The organism is Microbispora sp. GKU 823 (genome assembly GCF_002027145.1).
Lineage (GTDB): Bacteria > Actinomycetota > Actinomycetes > Streptosporangiales > Streptosporangiaceae > Microbispora > Microbispora siamensis.
On the sequence record NZ_MWJN01000113.1, the window covers coordinates 20,563 to 29,117 of the forward strand.

The 8,555-nt window shown below is 73.2% G+C and carries 6 protein-coding genes and 2 pseudogenes; 4 read left to right on the plus strand and 4 right to left on the minus strand.

Features of this window, described 5'->3' with window-relative positions:
* Window positions 1-7 precede the first annotated feature (7 nt).
* Both B1L11_RS37485 and B1L11_RS37490 read right to left on the minus strand, forming a co-directional pair.
* Complete coding sequence (locus B1L11_RS37485) at window positions 8-1,621, minus strand: class I adenylate-forming enzyme family protein (RefSeq protein WP_079320003.1); 1,614 nt, start codon at window positions 1,619-1,621, stop codon at window positions 8-10.
* 94 nt (window positions 1,622-1,715) lie between these two features.
* Window positions 1,716-2,399: a peroxiredoxin gene (locus B1L11_RS37490; protein WP_079320004.1), complete on the minus strand. Its 684-nt coding sequence runs from the start codon at window positions 2,397-2,399 to the stop codon at window positions 1,716-1,718.
* Window positions 2,400-2,617: 218 nt separating this feature from the next.
* Between B1L11_RS37490 and B1L11_RS37495 the strand changes: the two genes are divergently transcribed.
* A complete protein-coding gene (locus B1L11_RS37495) occupies window positions 2,618-3,253 on the plus strand; it encodes a class I SAM-dependent methyltransferase (RefSeq protein ID WP_079320005.1) in 636 nt (211 codons plus the stop codon).
* Window positions 3,254-3,275: 22 nt separating this feature from the next.
* On the opposite strand, the gene B1L11_RS37500 is transcribed toward B1L11_RS37495, so the two are convergent.
* Complete coding sequence (locus B1L11_RS37500) at window positions 3,276-4,532, minus strand: MFS transporter (protein ID WP_079320006.1); 1,257 nt, start codon at window positions 4,530-4,532, stop codon at window positions 3,276-3,278.
* A gap of 286 nt (window positions 4,533-4,818) precedes the next feature.
* Complete coding sequence (locus B1L11_RS37505; protein ID WP_179155506.1) at window positions 4,819-5,823, minus strand: LacI family DNA-binding transcriptional regulator; 1,005 nt, start codon at window positions 5,821-5,823, stop codon at window positions 4,819-4,821.
* Window positions 5,824-6,253: 430 nt separating this feature from the next.
* Here B1L11_RS37505 and B1L11_RS52940 point away from each other — a divergent pair.
* From B1L11_RS52940 to B1L11_RS52950, 3 genes and pseudogenes are all read left to right on the plus strand, one after another.
* Window positions 6,254-7,246: pseudogene (locus tag B1L11_RS52940) on the plus strand (glycoside hydrolase family 3 protein); the annotation flags it as partial.
* Between the two features lie 521 nt (window positions 7,247-7,767).
* A pseudogene (locus tag B1L11_RS52945) lies at window positions 7,768-7,866 on the plus strand (hypothetical protein); the annotation flags it as partial.
* Between the two features lie 253 nt (window positions 7,867-8,119).
* Complete coding sequence (locus B1L11_RS52950) at window positions 8,120-8,524, plus strand: fibronectin type III-like domain-contianing protein (protein WP_256863230.1); 405 nt, start codon at window positions 8,120-8,122, stop codon at window positions 8,522-8,524.
* Window positions 8,525-8,555 lie beyond the last annotated feature (31 nt).

The following is an 8,555-nucleotide window of genomic DNA, read 5'->3' on the forward strand; positions in this document are numbered from 1 at the left end:
TTGGCGCTCAGACGCTCACCTGCGTGCGGTTCACCTTCCCTGTGGCGTTGCGGGGCAGGGGCTCGGTCCTGATCGTCCAGCGCGACGGCACCTTGTATCGGGCGAGGCCGGCGGCCGTGTGCTCCCGCAGCTCGCGCTCGGTCACCTCCGCGCCCGGCCTCACCACCACCACGGCGGCGACCTCCTGGCCGAGATCGTGGTGCGGCACCCCCAGCACGACGCACTCGCGCACCGCCGGATGCGCACCGATCCGGTCCTCGACCTCGGCCGGGTAGACGTTCTCCCCGCCCCGCAGGATCAGGTCGGACCGCCGGCCCGACACGTGCAGCCGGCCGTCCACGATGCGGCCGAGGTCGCCCGTGCGGAACCACCCGCCGGGGGCGCTCGCCGCCCGCGTCGCCTCGGGGTCGCCCCAGTAGCCCAGCATCATCTGCGCGCCACGCAGACAGATCTCCCCCTCGACGCCGTCGGGCACCCGCTCGCCGCCGGGCCCGCGGATCTCCACCCGCATCGTGGGCACCGGCCCGCCGACCGTGCCCGGGTCGGCCAGCAGCTCGGCGGCGGACGCGAGCGTCGCCGCCGTGGACGACTCGGTCAGGCCGTAGGTCGTCCCGAGGGCCGCGCCGGCCCGCGGCAGCACCTCCCGCAGCCGCTGCTTGAGCGCCGGGGAGGAGGGCGCGCTGTTCACCGAGACCGTGCGCAGCGAGGTCAGGTCGTACGGCGAGAGGTCGTGCTCGACCAGACGGGAGAGCATCGTCGGCACGGCGCCCCAGTTCGTCACCTGCTCCTTCTCGATGAGCCGCAGCACGCGGGCGATGTCGAAGCGGCCCAGATGCAGCACCGCGGTGTCGCCGACGGCCAGGCGCACGACGGCGAGGTTGTGCAGGGCCGCGATGTGGAAGAGCGGGGTCACCAGCAGGAAGCGCCGGCCCGCCTGCGGACGGCCCGTCTCCGCGGCGACCGCGTCGTTCAGCAGGTGGAACCAGACGGCGGCGATCACGTTGCGGTGGGAGTGGGTGGCGCCCTTCGGCCGTCCCGTCGTCCCGCTGGTGAAGAGGATGACCGCCGGGTCGTCCTCGTCCACGGCCTCCACGGGCTGCGCCGCGCCCCGATGCCGCTCGACGAGCACCGGCAGGTCGTCCTCGATCGACAGCACCGGGATGCCGGGCTCGCCGGCGAGCGCCCGGCGCGGCGCGTCGGCGACGAGGACGGCGGGCTCGGTGAGACCGAGGCCGTGAGCGATCTCCGGGGCGGCCCACATCGAGTTCATCCCGACGGCGACGGCGCCGAGCGAGGCCGCCGCCCAGAAGGTGACGATCCACTCCGGCCGGTTCGCGGCGCAGACGGCGACCCGGTCGCCCTTGCGCACGCCGTACTCGTCGCGCAGGGCCGCGGCCAGCGCACACACCGCCTCGTGGTGCCCGGCGAACGTCAGCCGGCTCTCCCCGGTCACCAGATACTCCCGGTCGCCGAAGCGGAGCGACGCGCGGAGGATCTCGCCGAGCGAACGCTGCCGGTGCGCGAAGACCTCCATCGGCTCGCCGAGCACGTCCTCGACGCGCACCTCGAAGGGAGCGCCCGGGGCGGTGAGCCGGGCCAGCGCCTCCTCGCGGGTGGTCATGTCGCTGTTCCTGCCACGGCCCGCACGCTAACCGGACCGGCCGCACGCGCGGCGCCCCGCTCCCGCTGACCGGAACCCGGCCGGGGGCGTACGGTCAGGCGCCGCGGCCGGGGAGGCTGGCGAGATACCAGTCGACGAGCTTGAGCCGCTCGTCGGCCAGCCTCGCCTCCACCTCGGCCTGGGTCTTCGGCGCGCCCAGCAGCACGTCGTCGCCGGGCCGCCAGTTGGCCGGGCAGGAGACGCCGTCGCGATCGGCCGTCTGCAGCGCGTCCACGAGCCTGAGGATCTCGGGGACCATCCGCCCCGCGTTCATCGGGTAGTAGAGGATCGCGCGGACGACGGACTCCGGGTCGATCACGAACACCGCGCGGACCGCCGCCGTCGCCGACGCGTTCGGGTGAAGCATGCCGTACGCGCGGGACACCCGCGTGTCGAGGTCGGCGATGATCGGGAAGGGGACCTTCACGCCGAGCCTGTCCTCGATCGCCCGCGTCCAGGCGAGGTGGCTGTGCACGGAGTCGACCGAGTTGCCGAGCAGGGCGACGTTCCTGGCGGCGAACTCCTCCGCCAGCTCGGCGAACGCGACGAACTCGGTGGTGCACACCGGGGTGAAGTCGGCCGGGTGGCTGAACAGCACCAGCCACCGCCCGGCGTAGTCGGCGAGCCGGACCGGCCCGTGGGTGCTCTCGGCCTCGAAGTCCGGCGCCCTGTCGCCGATGAGCGGCAGCCGGGCCGGTTCCGCCCCAGGCGTCGCCGCGGAGGTCACGGCAGAGGTCATGGTCGCTTCCTTTCCGCGTCACGCCGCCCGGAGTGGGGCCGGCCCGCGAGTGCCGTCGCGTCGCCGCGCTCGCCTCGTCGTCCAACGCGTCGTCCATCGAGCCCGTACCCGCGATGGCCGGTGGCGACCACGACCGTTTTGCCCCGATTCGGTAATGCCGCAGGTCATGAGGGTTCGTGCCGGGCGGGAATGAAGGAGGGACGGGGAAGGGGGACGCCATGCCGACGACCGGGGTCAGCCATCCGCTGTTCGCCCGCTTCTACACCTGGTTCAGCCAGGTGCTCGACCGGCACGGCATGACCGGGCAGCGTGAGGCGCTGGTGGCGGGGCTGTCCGGCCGGGTGATCGAGGTCGGCGCGGGCAACGGGCTGAACTTCGCCCACTATCCGCCGTCCGTCACCGGCGTGCTGGCCGTCGAGCCCGAACCGCGGCTGCGGGCGATCGCCCTCCACGCGGCCCGTGGAGCGCGGGTGCGAATAGAGGTCGTCGGCGGCCTGGCCGACCGGCTCCCGGCCGGGGACGGCGAGTTCGACGCGGCGGTGGTGTCGTTCGTGTTGTGCTCGCTGCCCGATCCCGCCGCCGGGCTGCGGGAGATACGCCGCGTGCTGGCCCCGGCCGGGCGGCTGCGCTTCCTCGAACATGTCCGCGCCGGGCCCACGGGCTGGGCCAGGGCGCAGGACCTGCTGGACGCGACGGTGTGGCCGTGCCTGACCGGCGGCTGCCACACGGGCCGCGACAGCGTGGCGGCGATCGAGGCGGCCGGATTCACCGTCGGGTCGCTGGAGCGCTTCGTCTTCTCCGGTCGCGTCCGCAGCCCCATCTCCTTCTGCGTACGCGGCGAGGCCCGGCCCTGAGACCCGCGCCCGATCGAACGGCTCAGCGGGTGTCCGGGCGGCTCGCCAGGGCGTCGTACCGCCGGAAGGCGGACACGCCGAAACCGGTCACCAGGACGAGCAGGGCGCACACCAGGCCGCCGCCCGCCCAGGAGGGCACGAGCCCGAAGGCGTCCGCGGTGGCGCCCGCCCGCAGGTCGCCCAGACGGGGCCCGCCCGCGACGACGACCATGAACACCCCCTGCAGGCGTCCGCGCATCTCGTCGGGCGCGTAGGTCTGCAGGATCGTCTGCCGCCAGACGGCGGAGGCGAGGTCGGTCGCGCCGCCGATCGCCAGCAACGCCACGACCAGCCACAACGGCTGCGCCAGCGCCGCCGCGGCCACCGTCACGCCCCACAGGGCGATCACGAGCGTGAGCGCCACCCCCTGGCGGCGTACGCGGCCGACCCAGCCGGAGAAGACGCCGGCGACGACCGCCCCGATGGCGATGCTCGCCGACAGCCAGCCGAACGCCACTGCCGACCCGCCGAAGCGCTCGGCCGCCATCTCCGGGAACAGCGCCCTCGGCATCGCGAACGCCATCGCGATGATGTCCACCACGAACGACATGAGCACGACGGGCCTGCTCACCACGTATCTGAGCCCGTCGACCACCGAGCGGAAACCCGGCCGGGAGATCTCGCCGACGGGCGCCAGCGTCGGCAGCCGTACGGCCGCGTAGAAGCCTGCGCCGAACAGGACGGCGTCGATGAGGTACGCGGTGGCGTACCCGCCCTTGGCGAGCACCACCCCGGCCAGCAGCGGCCCGACCACAGTGCCGATGCTGCTGACGAGGAAGTTGAGGGTGTTGGCCGCGGGCACCCGCTCGGTCGGCACGATGCGGGGAATGATCGCGCCGCGCGTCGCCGAGGTGACGGCGAAGCCGATCGACTGCAGGGCGATGACGGCGAGGATGAGATGGACGCTGCCGAGCCCCGACCAGGCGTGCAGCAGCAGGGCGACGGTCGACAGCCAGGCCACCACCGAGCCGGCCAGCAGGAGCCGGCGGCGGTCCATCGCGTCGGCGACCGCGCCGCCCCACAGGCCGAAGACGACAAGCGGGACGAGGCTCACCGGCCCGAGCATGCCCACCCACAGGGACGACCCCGTGATGCTGTACACCTGCCCGCTCACGGCCACCGAGGTGAGCTGGAAGCCGATGAAGGAAACCCCCTGCCCCACCAGCAGCCGCCGGTATGCGGGAATGCTCAGGGGCCTGGTGTCAAGGGCGACACGCTTCAGGACTGCCTGTACCGCCACCCTTTACCTCGCTGATCTGGGCATATACACCATTTGGCGTACTTTACTCTGGTCGCTGACGGCGGCCGTTACCGGAGTCCTGGAAAGGATCAGACCGTAAGCACCTGATACCGGCAGCCCTGTATCGGCATGGATCGCCGCAGAAAATTTCGTAGTGATTCCGAATGTTTCTGACGCGGGTCCCGCCTTCGCGGGCAGCGGACGCGACCAGCCCTCACAGCAGGATCAGCGGCGGGATCCGGCGAGAGGGTGCCGGTGCCGAAATTTCTGTCTGTGTTCCGAAACTTCAGGCCACGAGCGGGGCGGTGCTGCCGCGTACGACGAGGCTGGTGGTGAGTTCGAGGCGGTTCTGCGGCGGGGTCTCCCCGCGGGCGAGGGCGACCACCATGGCCGCGGCAGCGGCGGCCATCTCGGTCAGCGGCTGGCGGACCGTGGTCAGCGCGGGGATGAGCCACTGCGCCATCGGCAGGTCGTCGAAGCCGACCACGCTCAGCTCGTCGGGGATGCGCAGCCCCATCTCGTGGGCCGCCTGGTACACGCCCATGGCCTGCGCGTCATTGAAGGCGAACACGGCGGTCGGCGGCCGGGGCAGCGCGAGCAGGGAGCGGGCGTGCGCCAGGCCGTCCTCCGCGCTGAAGTCGCCCTGCCGGACGAGCCCCGGGTCGGTCGGCACGCCCGCGGTGTCCATCGCGGCGCGGAACCCGTCGAGCCGGGCGCGGCTGGACAGCGCGTGGGCGGGGCCGGTGATGAGGGCGATGCGCCGGTGTCCCAGCTCAAGCAGGTGGCGCGCGGCCGACAGGCCGCCGCTCCAGTTGCCCGCGCCCACCGAGGGCAGCTCGTGCCCGGGATCGCCGGTGGGATCGACCAGCACCACGGGGATGTCCCGGGTCCTGAGCTGCTCGCGCTGGGCCCGGGTGAGGCCGGAGAAGACCACGATCACGCCGCAGGGACGGCGTCCGATCACCCCCTCGATCCAGCCCCTGCCGGGAGGGTGGTCCTGCAGCTCGGAGACGACCACCGCCAGGTCGTGCTCGCGCGCCACCTGCTCGACCCCCTTGATGACCTCCATCGCGTACGCGCCCTCCAGCTCGTTGAAGACCAGCTCGATGAGAGGAGCGGCGGTGGGGCGCTTCTTCTGCCGGCGGTACCCGTGCTCGCGGATCAGGTCCTCGACCAGGGCCCGGGTCTCGGGGGCGACCTCGGACCTGCCGTTGACGACCTTGGAGACGGTCGCGGGGGACACCCCCGCCAGCTCGGCGATCTGGGCGATGGTCAGCGGCCGGGAGGGCATGCGTTCGGGCGGTGTCGGCTCCCTGGTCGTGGTCATGGCCGCAGTTTAGCGCCATACTTTCGGACACTCACCCGAATGTTTCGGATATCTCACCGCCGCTTCCTTGACGACCTCCAGCGCAGCGGCCTAGAGTCCACATAAACTATCGGTCCTGATTGAGAAACTTTCGGACGACAGTCCGGACGACAGTTCAGATGAGCAGGGGGCGCTCGATGCGGTTGCTCGCGTACCGCCGTCTACCGCCGCCGCGGCGCGGGCACGGCCGAGCCGACCGCCGCCTGAACCCCGTACGGCGTCTTCCGGGGCCGAGCCCCACGCGATGGATCGACAAGCAAGGGATGTCATGACATTCGTAGACGCGCCGGGGCTCGCGCCCTGGCGGGACGGCGACCGGCCTCTCGACGAGCGCGTGGAGGCGCTGCTGGCCGAGATGACGCTGGAGGAGAAGGCCGCCCAGCTCGGATCGGTGTGGGTCGACATCTCGCCCGCCGGCTCGGAGGCGGCGGGCGGCAACGTCGCACCGTTGCAGGACCTGTTCATGAAGGACGGCGCGGACCTCGCCGACCGGATGCGCGACGGGGTGGGTCATCTGACCCGGGTGTACGGCACGGCGCCGCTGAGCCCGGCGGAGGGGGCGGCCGGGCTGCGGAAGCTGCAGGAGCAGGTGATCGCGGCCAACCGGTTCGGCATCCCGGCCATCGCGCACGAGGAGTGCCTGACCGGGTTCGCCACCTACGGCGCGACCGCCTACCCCACCCCGCTGGCCTGGGCCGCGACCTTCGACCCCGCGCTGGTGGAGCGGATGGCCGGGGCCATCGGCGACGACCTGCGCGCCGTCGGCGTCCACCAGGGCCTGTCGCCGGTTCTCGACGTGGTGCGCGACTACCGCTGGGGCCGGGTCGAGGAGACCCTCGGCGAGGACCCCTACCTGGTGGGCCAGATCGGCGCGGCCTACGTACGCGGCCTGGAGAACGCCGGGATCATCGCCACGCTCAAGCACTTCGCCGGATACGCCGCCTCCCGGGCGGGCCGCAACCACGCCCCGGTCAGCATCGGCCCCCGCGAGATGGCCGACGTCATCCTCCCGCCGTTCGAGACGGCCATCCGCGAGGGCGGCGCCCGCTCGGTCATGAACTCCTACACCGACGTGGATGGCGTGCCCGTCGGCGCCAACGCCGGACTGCTGCGCGGGGTGCTGCGCGACCAGTGGGGATTCGACGGCACGGTCGTGGCCGACTACTGGGCGGTGCCGTTCCTGGCCATGATGCACCACGTCGCCGCCGACGAGGCGCACGCCGGCGCGGTCGCGCTGCGCGCGGGCATCGACGTGGAACTGCCCGACACGGTCGGCTACGGCGCCCGCCTGGTCGAGCAGGTCCGGGCCGGCCACGTGGAGGAGGCCCTGGTCGACGAGGCCGTGCGCCGGGTGCTGCGGCAGAAGATCGAACTCGGCCTGCTCGACGGCGGCCCCCTCGTGCCCGAGGGCGCCGGCGAGGTCGACCTGGACAGCCCACGCAACCGCGACCTGGCCCGCACCGTGGCCGAGCGCTCGGTGGTGCTGCTGGCCAACCCCACCGGCGTGCTGCCCATCGCCGCCGGGACGACCGCCAGGATCGCCGTCATCGGCCCGTGCGCCGACGACCCGCAGACGCTGCTCGGCTGCTACGCCTTCCCCAACCACGTGCTCGACCGCTTCCCCGACCACGGCATGGGCCTGCCCATCGCGCCCGTCCTGGACCTCCTGCGGGCCGAGTTCCCCGATGCCGGCCTGCACTTCGCCCGGGGCGCCGACGTGTCCGGCGACGACACCTCGGGCATCGCCGAGGCCGCCGCCCTGGCCGGGCGGTCGGACCTCGCCCTGCTGTTCGTCGGCGACCGGGCCGGCTGTTCGGCAACGGCACCTCCGGCGAGGGCTGCGACGCGGCCCACCTCGGCCTGCCCGGGGTGCAGGGTGAACTGGTCGAGGCGGTCCTGGCCACCGGCACGCCGACCGTGCTGGTCGTGGTGTCCGGCCGCCCGTACGCCGTGGGCGACTACGCCGGCCGGGCCGCCGCCGCGCTCCAGGCGTTCCTGCCCGGAGTGGAGGGAGGCACGGCGATCGCGGGGGGTGCTCAGCGGCCGGGTCGAGCCCTCGGGCCGCCTGCCCGTCCAGATCCCCGGCTCCCCCTTCGTCAACCCCTCCACCTACCTCCAGCCGCCCCTGGGACTGCGCACCGACGGCATCTCCGTGTCCGACCCGACCCCGGCCTTCCCCTTCGGCCACGGGCTGTCGTACACGACCGTCACCTACGACGCGATGACGACCTCGGCGGAGCGGTGCCCCACGGACGGCACGGTCGAGGCGCGGGTGACCGTCACCAACACCGGCACCAGACCGGCGGAGGAGGTCGTGCAGCTGTACGCCTCCGACCCGGTGGCGCAGGTGGCCCGGCCCGTCGCGCAACTCGTCGGCTTCGCCCGGGTGCCGCTCGCGCCCGGGCAGACCCGCGAGGTGGTCTTCGAGATTCCCACGGACGCCTTCTCCTACACCGATCCCGGCCTGCGCAGGATCGTCGAACCGGGCGTCATCGCGCTCACCGCCGGCCCGTCCGCCGCCGACCGCCCCCTGCGTACGGACATCCTGCTGACCGGCGACACCGTCGTGCTCGGCCGGGCCCGGCGGCTCACCACACACGCGCGGGTGCCGGAACCGGCCTCCTGACCGTGGCACGCGTACGGCGGGCGGCCGGGCC

What these genes read in the sequence shown, in the direction of transcription:
- B1L11_RS37485 (WP_079320003.1), bottom strand. Translation starts at nt 1,621, where the DNA reads ATGACCACCCGCGAGGAGGCGCTGGCCCGGCTCACCGCCCCGGGCGCT.
- B1L11_RS37490 (WP_079320004.1), bottom strand. Translation starts at nt 2,399, where the DNA reads ATGACCTCTGCCGTGACCTCCGCGGCGACGCCTGGGGCGGAACCGGCC.
- B1L11_RS37495 (WP_079320005.1), top strand. Translation starts at nt 2,618, where the DNA reads ATGCCGACGACCGGGGTCAGCCATCCGCTGTTCGCCCGCTTCTACACC.
- B1L11_RS37505 (WP_179155506.1), bottom strand. Translation starts at nt 5,823, where the DNA reads ATGCCCTCCCGGCCGCTGACCATCGCCCAGATCGCCGAGCTGGCGGGG.
- B1L11_RS52950 (WP_256863230.1), top strand. Translation starts at nt 8,120, where the DNA reads ATGACGACCTCGGCGGAGCGGTGCCCCACGGACGGCACGGTCGAGGCG.